This window comes from Acidisphaera rubrifaciens HS-AP3, from assembly GCF_000964365.1.
Classification (GTDB): domain Bacteria; phylum Pseudomonadota; class Alphaproteobacteria; order Acetobacterales; family Acetobacteraceae; genus Acidisphaera; species Acidisphaera rubrifaciens.
Window position 1 is genome coordinate 1 of sequence record NZ_BANB01000329.1, and the last position, 1,383, is coordinate 1,383.

At 71.7% G+C, this 1,383-nt stretch carries 1 protein-coding gene; it reads left to right on the top strand.

Translation table 11 applies throughout. The features are described from left to right. Positions 1 to 65: 65 nt before the first annotated feature. A partial coding sequence (locus B8460_RS10560; protein WP_048861563.1) for a formylmethanofuran dehydrogenase subunit A occupies positions 66 to 1,383 on the top strand: 1,318 nt, incomplete at its 3' end.

The following is a 1,383-nucleotide window of genomic DNA, read 5'->3' on the forward strand; positions in this document are numbered from 1 at the left end:
CCCGGCGGCGATGCCGACGCGCCCTCCGTCGCCGCCGTCCTCGCCCGCATCACGGAGGCGCTGCCGTGCTGACCCTGATCGAAGGCGGCCATGTCGTCGATCCCGCGCACGGGCGCGACGGCGCGGGCGACGTGTGGATACGCGCCGGCCGGGTGATCGACGCGCCCGGCCCGGGCGAGGCGCCGGACGCGACGCACGACGCGCGCGGCTGCATCGTCATGGCCGGCGCGATCGACATCCACTCCCACATCGCCGGCGCCAACGTGAACACCGCGCGCCTGCTGCTCGCCGATCAGCGGCCGGGGCACGCGGACATGGTGCCGATCACCGACGAGATCGGCCGCCTCTATGCCGCGATGGGCTACAGCCTCGTCGTGGAGCCCGCGATCGCGCCGCACACCGCGTTGCAGGCGCAGCTCGAAATCGCGGCGATCCCCTATATCGACACCGCGACGCTGACGGTCATCGGCAACGAGCCGTACCTGTTCGACCTGCTGCGCGCGGGCGAGGGGCCGGACGCCCTCGCCGACTATATCGGCCGCGTGCTGGCCGCCAGCCGCGGCCTCGGCGTGAAGGTGATCAATCCCGGCGGCGCTGCGGCGTTCCGCGCCAATGCCCGCCGCTTCGACCTCGACGACGAGGTGCCCGGCACCGGCATCACCTCGCGCGCCATCACGCAGGCGGTGCAGCAGGCGGTCACCTATCTCGGCGTGCCGCACCCGACGCATCTGCACACCAACAATCTCGGCCTGCCCGGCAACGTCGAGACCGCGATCGCCACGATCGGGGCGTCGGAAGGTCGGCCGCTGCACCTCGCGCACCTGCAATTCTACGCCTATGGCGCCGAGGGACCGCGCGGATTTTCCTCCGCCGCCCCGCGCCTCGCGGAGCTGCTCGCCCGCCATCCCAACGTCACCGCCGACGTGGGACAGGTGATGTTCGGCCAGACCGTCACCGTCTCGTCGGACGTGCTGCGCCAGTTCGGCGCGCGCGGCCAGGCGAGCCCGCGCAAATGGGTGATCAACGACGGCGAGGGCAACGGCGGCGGCATCGTCCCGTACCGCTACCGGCGCAGCAACTTCTTCAACGCGATCCAGTGGGCGGCGGGGCTGGAGCTGTTCCTCCTGTCGCCCGATCCGTCGCGCGTGTTCTTCACGACGGATCATCCGAACGGCGCGCCGTTCACCGCCTATCCCGACCTGTTCGCCCTGCTGATGAGCCGCGATCTCCGCCACGCCTGGATGGAGACCTTGCCGCAGGAGGCGATCGGCATGACCACGCTGGCGTCGATCGCGCGCGAATACACCTGGACGGAGATCGCGACGATGACGCGCGCCGCCCCCGCGCGCCTGCTCGGCCTCCCCGATCGCGGCCATCTGGGCG